We start from the raw sequence: 14599 nt of genomic DNA, 5'->3' as shown, positions 1-14599 counted from the left end.
AAGTTGGTGGTTTTTTTTTAAATAAACAACACTTCGAAAACAGTTTTCAAAAAGACATTAAAAAACACAAAAAAATTATTGATTTTATATTTTAAAAATTATCTTTGCACTCTGAAAATAGACATATTTTCTATAAACCTAAATAGCTATTTAATAAATACATAAGCAATGTCAAAAGTAATAGGAAAAGTTTCGCAAATCATCGGGCCAGTTGTAGACGTAGTATTCAACGGTAAAGATGTTGAGCTTCCAAAAATTTATGATTCATTAGAAATCACTAAGAAAGATGGTACTTTATTAGTACTTGAAGTACAATCTCACATTGGAGAAAATACAGTTCGTACCATTTCTATGGACTCTACTGATGGTTTAAGTAGAGGTTATGAAGTTGTTGGAACTGGAAATCCAATCAAAATGCCAATTGGAGCAGATGTTTACGGACGTTTATTCAACGTAATTGGTGATGCAATTGATGGTTTAGGAAACTTACCAAAAGATGGTGAAAATGGAATGTCTATTCACAGAGCAGCTCCAAGATTTGAAGATTTATCAACTTCTTCTGAAGTTTTATTTACAGGGATCAAAGTAATCGATTTAATTGAGCCTTACTCAAAAGGAGGAAAAATTGGATTGTTTGGTGGTGCTGGAGTAGGTAAAACAGTATTGATTCAGGAATTGATTAACAATATTGCAAAAGGTCACGGTGGACTTTCAGTATTCGCAGGAGTAGGAGAAAGAACACGTGAAGGAAATGACTTACTTCGTGAGATGTTAGAGTCAGGAATTATAAAATACGGTGAAGAATTCATGCACTCTATGGAAAATGGAGGGTGGGATTTATCTAAAGTAGATATGCCAGGAATGAGAGAGTCTAAAGCTACTTTCGTTTTCGGTCAAATGAATGAGCCACCTGGAGCTCGTGCTCGTGTGGCACTTTCAGGATTGTCTATTGCTGAATATTTCCGTGATGGAGCAGGTTCAGATCAAGGAAAAGACGTTCTTTTCTTCGTTGATAATATCTTCCGTTTTACACAAGCAGGTTCTGAGGTTTCGGCACTTTTAGGTCGTATGCCATCTGCGGTAGGATACCAACCAACATTAGCTACCGAAATGGGAGCGATGCAAGAGCGTATTACATCTACAAACAAAGGATCTATTACATCTGTACAAGCGGTTTATGTTCCTGCGGATGACTTAACTGACCCAGCGCCAGCAACAACATTTGCTCACTTAGATGCTACAACAGTACTGTCTCGTAAAATTGCTGAGTTAGGTATTTATCCAGCGGTTGACCCGTTAGATTCTACTTCAAGAATTTTGACTCCACAAATTTTAGGTGATGAGCATTATGACTGTGCACAAAGAGTAAAAGAAATCCTTCAAAAATACAAACAATTGCAAGATATTATCGCAATTTTGGGTATGGAAGAACTTTCAGAAGAAGATAAATTATCAGTTTCTAGAGCAAGACGTGTACAACGTTTCTTATCTCAACCTTTCCACGTTGCTGAGCAATTTACAGGATTGAAAGGAGTTTTAGTTGATATCAAAGATACTATCAAAGGATTTAATATGATTATTGATGGTGAATTAGATCACTTGCCAGAAGCTGCATTCAACCTTAAAGGAACCATTGAAGAAGCTATCGAAGCTGGAGAAAAAATGTTAGCGGAAGCATAATTCAATTATAGGAAATGATTTTAGAAATAGTATCACCAGAAGCATCATTATTTAAAGGAGAAATCACTTCAATTTCTGTTCCAGGAGTCGATGGTAGTTTCGAAATGTTAAATAATCACGCGCCAATAGTTTCGTTACTTCAAAAAGGGATTGTAAGAATTACAGCACCAAGTTTCAAGTTTAGCAAAGAATCTAAGGATTTGTTTACTAAAGTAAATGATCAGAATTATACCCTTGCTATTTCGTCAGGAACTCTCGAAATGAAAGACAATAAAGTAATTGTTTTAGCCGACTAAAACAATTTCAACCCGAGCGAAGCGAACGGAACGCAGTAAAATAAAACTAAAAAGCCAAGCATTATTGTTTGGCTTTTTTTATTTTTGAATAATAGATAAATCAAACATTATGAAAACAAAAATACTTAGTATCTTATTCGTAATTACATTAAGTTATATTTCGATTGGTTTTACTCAGCAACAAGCTCCTAGCTCATTGCTACTGACTAATGCTAAAACTAATAAAAGCATCAATGTTTGTGAGAAGAATTCTGTTCAAAAAATAGAAGCAGTTTTGGGAGGTGCGATATCATTAAACAAAGAACTTCCTGATGACAAAGAAGAACCCGTTTTTACCTTTACTTACGATGGTTTAACTATCGAAATGCAAAATGATAAAATTAGTAATGTCACCATTAGTAATTCAAAATGGAAATTAAATACAGTTTCTGTCGGAATGTCATTGGCACAAATATCAGCTAAATTTGAAAAAAGTGAATCCGATTATTTTGGAAGTCCCCGTTTTAAAGTGAAAGATTCTAAAGCTATTTTATTTACAGAAATAGATAAAACCAATAAGATCAAAAAAATAGGCATTGTTTTTTAATAATTTTAGAGAGTTCTTTATTTACCTTTGTTTGTATGAGAATTTTACCAAAATCACTTTTAATAAAACTAGAACAACGTAAACAAAATAATGCTTTACGAAGTTTGCCTTTAATTAATAATTTAATCGATTTTGCTTCTAATGATTATTTAGGATTCGCTCATTCTAAATTTATTTTTGATAAAACACACCAACTTTTACTCGATAGAAATATCAAAATAAACGGAGCTACAGGTTCTCGATTGCTTTCTGGAAATCATCATTTATACCAAGAAACAGAAGATTTTATTGCTGGTTTTCATCAATCAGAAAGTGCTTTAATTTTCAATTCGGGTTATGATGCCAATGTTGGTTTTTTTAGTGCTGTGCCACAACGAAATGATATTATTTTGTACGACGAATTGTGTCACGCTTCCATTCGTGACGGAATTCAATTATCCAATGCCAAACCGTATAAATTCAATCACAATGATTTTGAGGATTTAGAAAAATTGATTTTAAAATATCAAACGAAATTTGTTGAAGTGTATATTGTCACCGAATCTGTTTTTTCTATGGATGGCGATTGCCCAAATTTGGAAGAATTAGCACAATTATCCGAAAAACACAAATGCCATTTAGTCATAGATGAAGCACATGCTTTAGGGGTTTTTGGAGAAAACGGTCAAGGATTAGTACAAGAATTACAATTGCAAAATAAAGTGTTTGCTAGAATTATGACTTTCGGAAAAGGATTAGGTTGTCATGGTGCCGCTATTTTAGGATGTAAAAATCTGAAAGAGTATTTGGTTAATTTTGCACGAAGTTTTATTTATACGACAGGACTTTCTCCACATTCGGTTGCGACGATTTTAGTAGCTTATCAAGAATTAGAAACCGATACATTGCAAGTTGAAAAACTTCGAGAGAACATTATTCACTTTAATCAAGAAAAGCAAATATTAGGGTTGAAATCAATGTTTGTTAGAAGCAAATCGGCAATACAATCTGCTATTATTCCGGGAAATCAAAATGTAAAAAATATAGCCAGACAAATTCAAGAAAAAGGATTTGATGTAAAAGCAATACTTTCTCCCACAGTTACTGAAGGTCAAGAACGATTGCGTATTTGTTTGCACAGTTATAATTCTAAAGAAGAAATTTCGGAAGTGTTGCGTTTGTTGAGTAACTTTGTGTTTTAAATAAAATTCAAATCCTGACAGGATTATATAACTAAAAAAATGAAACTATTTATAACAGGAATATCAACCGATGTAGGTAAAACCATTGCCTCATCAATTGTAGTCGAAGCATTAGAAGCCGATTACTGGAAACCCGTTCAAGCAGGAGATTTAGACAATTCCGACAGTCACAAAATCGAGTCCTATATCTCAAATAATAAAACTGTAATTCATAAAAACAGTTATTTATTAAATACTCCTGCAAGCCCACATTTGGCGGCAAAACTAGACGGAATAGTAATCGATTTAAATAAAATAACAGAACCTATAACAGAAAGCAATCTCGTAATTGAAGGAGCAGGCGGGCTTTTCGTTCCATTAAATGATAACGATTGTGTTATTGATTTAATAAAACCCGATTATAAAGTCGTTGTGGTATCTCGTCACTATCTAGGAAGTATCAATCACACCTTACTCACCATCGAAGCTTTACAAAACAGGAAAATAACTATTGCGGGAATCATTTTTAATGGCAATGAAAACAAATCAACCGAAGAAATTATTTTGTCAAAAACCAACATAAAATGTATCGGAAGAATAAATGACGAACCATATTTTGATAAAAATGTAATCTTAGAATATGCCGATATTTTCAGAGAAAACCTTCTAAATTTATAAAATCTTTATGAATCTCTGTATTTTTCTTCATGTATCTTTGTCAAATAAATTTTCATTAAATGAACCTTTCCGAAAGAGATCAAAAATACAATTGGCATCCATATACCCAGCATAAAATTTCACAACCCGAAATTGCCATTACAAGAGGAGAAGGCGTATTATTATGGGACGAAAATAACAAAGAATACATCGATGCGATTGCATCTTGGTGGGTCAATCCATACGGGCATTCAAATAAATATATTGCCGATGCCATTTACAAACAACTCACCACTTTAGAACATGTTTTGTTTGGCGGATTCACACATGAACCAGCTGTTTTGTTATCAGAAAAATTAATAGAGATTTTACCTAATAACCAACAAAAAATCTTTTATTCTGATAATGGTTCCACGGCGGTTGAGATTGCTATTAAAGTGGCAATGCAATATTTTTATAATAAAAATGAAAAGCGAACCACTATAATTGCTTTCGAAAATGCTTTTCATGGGGATACTTTTGGAGCTATGGCAGCGAGTGGTATTTCATTTTTTACCGAAGCATTCAAAGGATCATTAATTCAAGTTGTTAGAATTCCTGTTCCAACTATTGGTAACGAAAAGGCAAGTTTAGACGCTTTGACAAAAACTATAAAAGAATATGATTGTGCCGCTTTTATTTTCGAACCACTGGTTCAAGGAGCTGCAGGAATGGTTATGTATGAAGCTTCGGAATTAGATAAATTAATAAAAATCTGCAAAGAAAATCAAGTTTTCACCATTGCCGACGAAGTCATGACAGGTTTTGGAAAAACAGGAAAAACTTTCGCTTGCAATTATTTAGAAGAAAAACCAGATATGATGTGTTTGTCTAAAGCGCTTACTGGCGGAACAATTCCTATGGCGATTACCACATTTACCCAAGAAATTTTCGATGGTTTTTATGACGATGATGTAAATAAAGCCTTGTTTCACGGACATACATTTACTGCGAATCCAACGGGCTGTGCGGCAGCTTTGGCAAGTATACAATTACTGAAATCTGATGAAATGCAAGAAAATATTAAAAGAGTGAATAGTCAACATTTACAATTTCAACAAAATATAAAACAACACGAAAAAGTAAAAACAACACGTGTTCTGGGCGTAATTTTTGCTTTAGAAATAAAAACCGATAACCAAGAATCGTATTACGGAAACCTTCGCAACAAACTCTACAATTTCTTTATCGGAAACGGAGTAATTATACGCCCCGTAGGAAACATCATTTATATTTTGCCGCCATATATTATTACAAACGATCAGCTGCAAAAAATATATCAAACTATCGAAGAAGCTTTAGAAATAGTTTAAATTTGTAGCTAATCCTGCTATCCGTTGCAATCTTTTCTTTTTCTAAAGAAGAAAAAGAAAAGGATTTCCACTGCTATCAGGGCTAAAAAAATCGTGTTTTGAATAAAAAAATAGCTATAACTGCCCTTTCGTCATTTTCTCCATTAGGTAATCAATCCGAATTAATTTGGGAGGAATATCTAAAGAAGACTTCCTTAATTTCCGAAAAACAAATTGGCAATCAAACCATTCCTGTAGCTACTATTTCGGAAGAATTAAAAAAACAGGTTGAAGAATTAAAACAATCGGATAACAAATACAAATCGTTAGACAACTCAGTTTTGTACGCTATTTTAGCTTCACGCGAAGCTGTAAAAAATGCGGGTTGGACATCAAACGATATATTTGGAATCAACATTGGTTCTTCCCGTGGTGCCACCGAATTATTTGAAAAACACCATCAAGAATTTATCGAAACAGGTAAAACGGGGACATTGGCCTCGCCAACCACAACATTAGGTAATATTTCGTCTTGGATTGCGCATGACTTGAAATCTTCAGGACCAGAAATTTCCCATTCTATAACATGTTCTACCGCTTTACATGCGCTGCTAAATGGTGTAGCTTGGCTTCGTGCCGGCATGGCAGATAAATTTTTAGTTGGTGGAAGTGAAGCACCACTTACTCCATTTACTATAGCACAAATGCAAGCTTTAAAAATTTATTCGAAAGAAGAAAATGATTTTAAATGCCGTGCCTTCGATTTGCAGAAAACAAAAAACAGCATGGTTCTTGGCGAAGGTGCTGCGGTAATTTGTTTAGAAATTGGCGAAAGCAAAAATGCTTTGGCCTATATAGAAGGGATAGGTTATGCTACAGATATTTTAGAACACGGAATTTCTATTTCTACAGAAGCGGATTGTTTTCAGAAGTCTATGAAAATGGCTTTACATAAGACTAATTTATCAGAAGTGGATGCCATTGTGATGCACGCACCAGGAACGGTAAAAGGCGACCTGTCAGAATACAAAGCCATTCAAAAAGTATTTGGCTCGACTCTTCCTATGCTCACTACCAATAAATGGAAAATTGGACACACTTTTGGTGCCTCAGGAATGCTAAGTGTCGAGTTGGCTATTTTAATGATGCAACACAATCAGTTTATTGGAGTTCCTTTTGCAGAAAAGCAAGCGGAAAGAAAAACCATTAGAAAAGTATTGGTAAATGCCGTAGGTTTCGGTGGAAATGCCGTTTCTGTGTTGTTGAGTTTGTAGTTCAACCCTCCTAGGGTTCAAAACCCAAAACCTAACGCTCCAACTCCTTCACTTTCTCATAAACCAAGCCACTTTCGAAACCTTTTCGCAACAAGAAGTCACAAAATTTCTTTCTTTTTTTGATGATGTTGTTCTCTCGCATAGTTTCCCAATGATTTTCTGCTAGTTTATGAAAAGTTTCTAAATATTCGTCGGGTGTAATTTCTTTAAGTGCTGTATTGATATTGTATTGTGATATTTTACGAAATTTTAACTCGTTTACAATTCTAATTTTCCCCCAAGATTTTATGCGGTGTTTGCCACGAGCAAAACTGCATGCAAAACGTTCTTCGTTTAGGAAATTGTGCTCTATAAGGTGTACTGTAATGGAATCTATTTCTTGAGGAGTCATAGCATAACTTCTCATTTTTTCTGTGACTTCATCGTGGCATCGCTCTTGATAGGCACAATAGAATTCTAGTTTTTTAGTAACATTAGCAATCGAAAGGGTTTTGTTTGTTGGTGTTTTCAATAAATTAATGTTTTAATAATATTCTGTTTTTAATAAAATTATACTCTTGCTATAATTTCGCAAACGTTTATAAACTTGTTTTCTGAATATACAAATTCTGATTTTAAAAAAATAAGCATTCATTAAAAAACCAAATCTATGAAAATTAAATTACTTTTTTTTACAATGTTGTTCTCGGCGGTAAGTTGGGGGCAGATTTATCAACACGGTTTTGGAACTACTGGAATTAGTGCGCATCCATATTCCGTAGCACCTGGGACTTTTGACACTAATTTAAGTTCTTCTTCTTGGTCAAACAGTACTGGAGCATGGACAAGTTTTGCTGGATCTGCAGGTCAAGCAATAGCATTAAATAATTCAGGAGGAACTCCAACTATAACATTAACATTTAATATCGCTGCAGGTTTTCAAGTTTCTGTAACACAATTTAATTTTTGGAGACAAAGAAGTGCTTCTGGAGCACAAAACTGGTCGATGACAATAAATGGAACAGCTGTTGGTTCAGGAACAGTACCAACTACGGGAGCTGCAATAGGAAATACAAATGTTTCTAATGCAGTTAGTAATTTGACTGGAACAGTAACAGTTGTCATGAGTTTATCTGCTGCTTCTGGAACAGGTACATTCAGACTAGATGATTTTACATTGATTGGAAGCGTTACAGCTACAACCCCTCAACCAGAAATAAATGTACAAGGTATGGGTGCTAATACTATTGCAGACAATGATACTACTCCTAGTATAACAGACGGAACTAATTTTGGCACATCAGTAACTATCGGTTCTTCTACAACTACTACTTTTACTATTCAAAATACGGGACCAGCTCCTCTAACGCTATCGGGTGCTAGCCCGTATATAGTAATTTCAGGAGCAAATGCTTCAGATTTTACTGTTACAACAATTCCTTCTAATAGTATTGCTGCCACTTCAGGTTCTACGACGTTTGTGGTTACATTTACGCCGTCGGCAATTGGTGTAAGAACAGCAACAATTACAATAAATAATAATGACAGCAACGAAGGTGTATATAATTTTGATATTCAAGGTACAGGAGTTTGTCCTGCGGTAACTATAGCCTCCATTTTTCCAACGTCTGGACCAGCAGGAACAGAAGTTATAATAAATGCGAGCTCTGGTAGTTTATTAGGTTCAACAGTCGATTTTAATGGCACTGCAGCTACAATAATTTCGAGTTCAGCTTCACAATTAGTAGTTACGGTTCCTGCAGGTGCAACCACAGGAACTATAAATATCACTAAAACAACTACTGGTTGCATTACTTCTACACCTACTTTTACAGTTATAAATAACAATACTACATCTTGTCAAGGAGCAGCTATCTCTGATTTAATTATATATGATATTCACGATGAAAAAACCGGTTCGGGCGGATTTATAACATTATATAATGGTACAGCCGCAGCAGTTAATTTAACAAATTATACTCTTTGGAGAACCACTAATCATGATGATGGAAGTGAGATAGATTATGCTAATTTAACAGGTACAATTGCTTCAGGAGCTTTAGGGATACTGAAAGTTTCTGTTGGTAGTTGTGGACCTGCATCAACAAATGGTACAATCAATGGTGGATTTAATGAAAACGACGGTATTCAATTAAGAAATGCGGCAGGAACTGTTATTATTGATGATGTTGACACTTACCCAACTGCACCGGGCTATTATATGGTAAGAAATACAGGTGCACTTAGCGCAAGAACATCTTATATTGCTGGAGACTGGAGTACTACGCCTTTAATTGCTGGTCAATGTTATCCAAGTGCTGGATTAACTCTTCCAACTGGAGGGTCACAACCAAGCATTTCTGTACAACCAACAATTGCTTTAACTTGTGCTTCAACTACAGCTTCAATGAGTGTTTCGGCAACAGAAGGTTTTGTGGGAGGCAATGCGCTAGCGTATCAGTGGTATGTGGTAGCACCTGCTACAACTACATGGACTGCATTAACAAATACAGGCGTTTATACAGGAGCAACATCAGCTATTTTAAATATATCATCATTAACTGGTTTAGATGGTTATCAGTATTATTGTCAAGTAAGAGAAAATACAGCAACTTGTTACATTGCAACAGTAGCTGTCAAAATTAATACAGGTGCCACAGTTTGGAATGGTACAGTTTGGAGTAATGGCGTACCAACTTTATCGAAAGCAGCTACAATTAATGGGAATTATACAACAGGTACAAATGGAAGTTTTAGCGCCTGTAATTTGACTATTAATGCTACTTTTACCCTTACTATTTCTGCAAATACTTATGTTGAAATTCAAAATAACATCACTAACAACGGTACATTTAACGTATTAAATAACGGATCATTAGTTCAAATTAATGATGCGGGTGTAAATACAGGAAATATTTCTTATGAAAGAATAGCTTCAGTCAAGTTGCAAGATTATGTATATTGGTCATCACCAGTTACTGGTTTCGATGTAAATTCTATATCACCATTAACACCAGCCTATTACCATTGGTTATGGAATCCTACGATAGCAAATACCAATGCAGGTTTAGGAAATTGGCAAAATGCATCTACTACAATGATAGCGGGGCAAGGCTATATAGTTCGAGCACCTAACGGTTTTAGTAATTCGGTAAGCCAAAACTGGACAGCCACATTTAATAATGGAGTTCCTTTTAATGGAATATTCACTCCAGCAATAGCAAGAGGTAGTTATACAGGATCAAATTATATTGGAACAAATGGAGCAACCATTACAGCAAACGATGACAATTGGAATTTATTAGGAAATCCTTATCCATCAGCAATAAGCATTAACTCTTTTCTAACAGCAAACCCTCAATTAGATGGATTTGTAAGATTGTGGACACATGGAACCTTACCAGTATCTGCAGTAAATCCTTTTTATGATAGTTTTGTTTACAATTATACGGCAAGCGATTATGTTGCCATAAACGGAGCAGGAGCAACTAGCGGACCAGGAGTACTTAGTGTTATAGGTGGAGGACAAGGATTTTTTGTTTTGATGAATCCAGGAACAGCAACAACAAGCACCGCAACGTTTAACAATGCGATGCGTAATAGAACCTTTGCAAACAGTCAGTTTTACAAAGCAGCAAATCATAACAAAGCAACTACTCAAGAAGTAGGCGGAAACATAGAGCGAGATAGAATTTGGATCGACCTAGTAAGTCCAACTTTAGTAACAACAAGAACATTAGTGGCTTATGTAGAAGGTGCAACATTAGGAAAAGACAGAATGTTTGATGCCCTAACAGATTATAAATCATCACAAAATTTCTATTCATTAATAGGAAGCGATATTATGACAATACAAGGTAGAAGCTTACCGTTTGATGTGAATGATAAAGTTCCTATGGGAATAAAAATCCCAACAAATGGAACTTATACAATTGCCATTGCAACAGTAGATGGATTATTTACAGGAAAATCACAAAAAATTTATATTGAAGATAAACTATTAGGAACTATTACAGATATTACAGAAATCCCATATCAGTTTACAGCAACACAAGGAATAACAAACGATCGTTTTGTATTGCGCTATACTAATGAAACATTAAGCAATACTGATTTCATTTTAAGCGAAAATGCGGTTACCGTTTTTGCTTCAAATAATGAAATCAAAATAAATTCTAGTTCAGAAAACATCAAAGATTATACAGTTTATAATGTTTTAGGGCAAACACTGTCAGAAGGAAATAATGTAAACACAAATCAATCTGTGGTAAGTTCTATTCAAAAAAGCAACCAAGCATTAATTGTAAAAGTTACTTTAACAAACGGTCAAACAGTTGTTAAGAAGATTGTTTTCTAGAGAAATTTAAAAAATAATAATTTGGTATTTTCATAGAAAAACCATCTGAAAAATATTTTTCAGATGGTTTTTTGTTATTACAATTTTGTCATCTATTTAGCAATAATTTTTCAGAAACCAGAAAACAGGAATGATTAATTAACGGGTTGCAAAATGTAGTAGAAATATAGGACACAATATAAATAATCGACGAACGGCACTTATTAACGACAAATAAACAAAAAATCTCATAAAATGTTTTTTTTTAAAATAAATTTGCATACGTTTGACTCCCTTCTTCTGTTTTTTAACCAATTGAAAATCAAAAGAAGTTTAATTATTTAAATAATTTTTATAATGAAAGTAAGATTACTTTTTTTAACATTGTTGTTCTCGGTTTTAGGATGGGGACAAACAGTTAGCTACACTGCATTTACAACAATAACATGTCCAGCTACTCCTACAGCTACAATTTCTCCAGCTGTACCTGGATTAACATTTACTCAGATCTCCAGAGGTGCTGGTGTAACTTGTGGGGCAGCAGGAGGGTCTATTTCAGGAAGCGCATTTAATGGAACTTTAGCTGCAAACATTACTGCTAGTAAATGGTATACTTATGATGTTACAAGTGATGCAACAGTTAGTTTTAATGTTTCTAGTTTGAATATTGTTTCACGTGTTAGTAATATAACGGGTAGTCCTAGTGTTTCAGTTCAGTTCAGTATTGGTGGCGGTGCAAAAACGGTAATAGGATCATTTACACCAACCACAACCGCAACTACTTATACGCTTCCTACAGCCATAGCTGTAGGTGCAAGTCAGACATTAAATATTTTTATAATTCCAAATACTTTAACTGCTGCTGGAACTACTTGTAGGGTTGAAAATAATACTTCTATAACTCTTACTACAACACCTTCTGGTCCAGCACCAGAAATAAACGTTACAGGAAATGGTAATACTATTTTAACAGGCGATGTTTTACCTACAACTACAGATTTTACAGATTTTGGTAATGTAAATATAGGAAGTTCAGTTGCAGATTCATTTGTAGTAGAAAATACAGGCACAGCAAATCTAACTGTTTCTAGTGTTGTTATTTCGGGTGCAAATGCTTCAGATTTTGTTGTAACTACTTCGCCAGTTGGTACAATTGCTAGTGCAGGAAACTCTGGTTTAGAAATTACTTTTACACCATCGGCACTTGGGTTGCGAAATGCTACAGTAACAATAAATAATAATGACAGTAATGAAGCAGCATATACTTTTGCAATTGTTGGTAATGGGACTTGTGTTCCGCCAGCCAATCCAACAGGAAGCATTACTGTTTCTGCAAACCCGTCTTGTGGCCCAGCTACGCTAAGTTATCCAGCAGGATCGTATTGGCAAACTACCGCAGGAGGTACTAGTACAGCTTCACCAACATCAGGAACTTATCCTGTGAGCGTTACTGGAACTACTGTATATGTTAGAAATTTCAATGGGACTTGTTGGAGTACGGGTGCTATAAACTCAGGAGCTATTACTATAAATACTCCTGTTGCCATTACTACACAACCTGTTGCTAGTGTTATCTTTTCAGGAAGCAATACTACTTTTTCTGTAGCTGCTACAGGAACTGGTTTATCTTATCAATGGCAAGTAGATACAGGTAGTGGGTTTACAAACTTAACAAACGTTGCACCATACTCTAATGTTACAACTACAACTATGAATATTACAGCAGCAACTGTTGGGATGAACGGTTATTTGTACCGTTGCGTAGTTTCAGGAGCAGCACCTTGTGCTAGTGTTAATTCTAATTCAGCATTACTAACAGTTACATTATATGTGCCAGCAGGAACGGTACTTAAACCAGGAGATTTGGTGTTTGTAGGATATGATTCTACATCGACTGCCTCTTGTGCGGGAGCAGAAGATAAATTTTATGTAGCAAGTTTAGTAGACATTTTACCAGGCACACAATTTTTAGTGGTGAATTCTCGATATGAATCAGGTGCAGCAGCTAATGTTAGAACAGATAAGTGGTATAGTGGAGGATCTGCACCTTTTGATGATCCAGGAATTATAACATTTACTTGGGGTGGTGCAACGAGCATTCCCAAAGGATCAATAATTAGTTTTAGAGCAGACGCTTTAGTAATATCAGAAATTAAAATTGATGATGTTTTAGCACCTTCTTTAACGTTTACTACTAATTTAAATCAGTGTAACATTTCATCTTCTGATCCTGATCAAATATATTTAATGCAAGGTTTATTTACACCTTTTGGTACAGTTGGAACTACAAGATACAATACATTTATAGGTAGAGTGCTTTATGGTTTAACAAATGGGGTATCATGGGTTCCTTTTTCATCTGCTGTTTCAGCGGGAACTACTGGTGGTGCCACCAGAGAGTCAAGGCTGCCAGATGATATTGAGTGCTTTAATATAGAATCGACATCATTAAATGGAGTTCGTTTTTATAATAATAGTTCATTACACACAGGTACAAAATATCAGTTATTAAGTGCATTAATTAATGTAGGTAACTGGACCATACCAGCAAATACAAATTGCCTTAATGTTGTTGAAGATTTTACAGGAGTTACAGGAGTTGCGGTAGGAAAACCTTTTGTTATCACGTTAGGAAATCCTGATGGAACTTGGACAGGAGCCGTTGATACAGATTGGTTTAAATGTGCTAACTGGGAAGGATTGTCAGTACCAAAATCTACTGATGATGTAATTATTCCAGCAGCACCTGTTAATCAGCCTATTATTGGTGCATCTCCATTAAAATATCCTATAGGAGCATTTTCAAATAATTTGACGCTTGATAGTGGAAGTACATTAGGTATGCCTAATACTTTGAGCAGATTAAATTTATACAGCAATTGGACAAACAATGCTGGAAATGTAGGTTTTGTAGAAGGTTTAGGAACAGTTTATTTTGAAGGAAGTACACCGCAAATTATAAATGGAGTAACTCCAGAAGGAACAGAGACTTTTTACAATTTGATATTAAACAATAATTTTACAACAAGCATCTCTAACAATATTATTGCCGGAGGAAATCTTACTGTTGGAGCTGGTAAAACACTTATAGTTTCACCTAACGATTATGTTCAAGTAACTAACAACATTACTAACAACGGTACATTTAACGTATTAAATAACGGATCATTAGTTCAGATTAATGATGCGGGTGTAAATACAGGAAATATTTCTTATGAAAGAATAGCTTCAGTCAAGTTGCAAGATTATGTATATTGGTCATCACCAGTTACTGGTTTCGATGTAAATTCTATATCACCA

Annotated in this window: 10 protein-coding genes; 9 read left to right on the top strand and 1 reads right to left on the bottom strand. The window is 34.8% G+C overall.

Annotation, left to right across the window (positions count from 1 at the left end; all coding sequences use genetic code 11):
- Positions 1 to 168: 168 nt before the first annotated feature.
- The 7 genes from atpD to ACKVOV_RS09430 all read left to right on the top strand — a co-directional run bounded on the left by atpD (position 169) and on the right by ACKVOV_RS09430 (position 6984).
- Entirely contained in the window at positions 169 to 1680 is a 1512-nt protein-coding gene (atpD, locus tag ACKVOV_RS09460) for a F0F1 ATP synthase subunit beta (RefSeq protein ID WP_409206513.1), read from the top strand.
- A 14-nt stretch (positions 1681 to 1694) separates the two neighbouring features.
- The gene (locus tag ACKVOV_RS09455) at positions 1695 to 1976 is read left to right on the top strand and encodes a F0F1 ATP synthase subunit epsilon (RefSeq protein WP_395047225.1); all 282 of its coding nucleotides are present in this window, start codon (positions 1695 to 1697) and stop codon (positions 1974 to 1976) included.
- A 109-nt stretch (positions 1977 to 2085) separates the two neighbouring features.
- Positions 2086 to 2562 carry a hypothetical protein gene (locus ACKVOV_RS09450; RefSeq protein ID WP_409206512.1) on the top strand — a complete coding sequence of 159 codons (477 nt, stop codon included), beginning with the start codon at positions 2086 to 2088 and terminating at the stop codon, positions 2560 to 2562.
- A gap of 35 nt (positions 2563 to 2597) precedes the next feature.
- Complete coding sequence (locus ACKVOV_RS09445; protein ID WP_409206511.1) at positions 2598 to 3743, top strand: aminotransferase class I/II-fold pyridoxal phosphate-dependent enzyme; 1146 nt, start codon at positions 2598 to 2600, stop codon at positions 3741 to 3743.
- Positions 3744 to 3782: 39 nt separating this feature from the next.
- A complete protein-coding gene (gene bioD / locus ACKVOV_RS09440) occupies positions 3783 to 4400 on the top strand; it encodes a dethiobiotin synthase (RefSeq protein ID WP_409206510.1) in 618 nt (205 codons plus the stop codon).
- Between the two features lie 59 nt (positions 4401 to 4459).
- Positions 4460 to 5731, top strand: coding sequence for an adenosylmethionine--8-amino-7-oxononanoate transaminase (gene bioA / locus ACKVOV_RS09435; RefSeq protein WP_409206509.1), 1272 nt, complete (start codon positions 4460 to 4462; stop codon positions 5729 to 5731).
- Between the two features lie 98 nt (positions 5732 to 5829).
- Positions 5830 to 6984 (top strand): beta-ketoacyl synthase N-terminal-like domain-containing protein, encoded by a 1155-nt coding sequence (locus ACKVOV_RS09430; protein ID WP_409206508.1) that lies wholly within the window; start codon positions 5830 to 5832, stop codon positions 6982 to 6984.
- Between the two features lie 31 nt (positions 6985 to 7015).
- Here ACKVOV_RS09430 and ACKVOV_RS09425 read toward each other — a convergent pair whose 3' ends face one another.
- Positions 7016 to 7495: a regulatory protein RecX gene (locus ACKVOV_RS09425; protein WP_409206507.1), complete on the bottom strand. Its 480-nt coding sequence runs from the start codon at positions 7493 to 7495 to the stop codon at positions 7016 to 7018.
- Between the two features lie 138 nt (positions 7496 to 7633).
- Between ACKVOV_RS09425 and ACKVOV_RS09420 the strand changes: the two genes are divergently transcribed.
- Together ACKVOV_RS09420 and ACKVOV_RS09415 are read left to right on the top strand one after the other, a co-directional pair.
- Positions 7634 to 11320 carry a choice-of-anchor D domain-containing protein gene (locus ACKVOV_RS09420; protein ID WP_409206506.1) on the top strand — a complete coding sequence of 1229 codons (3687 nt, stop codon included), beginning with the start codon at positions 7634 to 7636 and terminating at the stop codon, positions 11318 to 11320.
- 336 nt (positions 11321 to 11656) lie between these two features.
- On the top strand, positions 11657 to 14599 hold a 2943-nt coding region (locus ACKVOV_RS09415), incomplete at its 3' end, for a choice-of-anchor D domain-containing protein (protein WP_409206505.1).

Origin of the sequence: Flavobacterium sp. (assembly GCF_046153165.1) — a bacterium.
Taxonomy (GTDB): domain Bacteria; phylum Bacteroidota; class Bacteroidia; order Flavobacteriales; family Flavobacteriaceae; genus Flavobacterium.
This window is presented reverse-complemented; position numbering and strand designations above follow the sequence as displayed.